This window comes from Serratia sp. TSO36 (genome assembly GCF_057808395.1).
Map to the genome: position 1 here is coordinate 1 of NZ_JBJZOU010000052.1, position 304 is coordinate 304.

Annotated in this window: 1 rRNA gene; it reads right to left on the bottom strand. The window is 52.6% G+C overall.

Features of this window, described 5'->3' with window-relative positions:
* Nucleotides 1-304 (bottom strand): 16S ribosomal RNA (locus ACK3CV_RS25405); the annotation flags it as partial.

Sequence of the window (304 nt, forward strand, 5' to 3'; positions counted from 1 at the left end):
ACTCCCATGGTGTGACGGGCGGTGTGTACAAGGCCCGGGAACGTATTCACCGTAGCATTCTGATCTACGATTACTAGCGATTCCGACTTCATGGAGTCGAGTTGCAGACTCCAATCCGGACTACGACATACTTTATGAGGTCCGCTTGCTCTCGCGAGGTCGCTTCTCTTTGTATATGCCATTGTAGCACGTGTGTAGCCCTACTCGTAAGGGCCATGATGACTTGACGTCATCCCCACCTTCCTCCAGTTTATCACTGGCAGTCTCCTTTGAGTTCCCGGCCGAACCGCTGGCAACAAAGGAT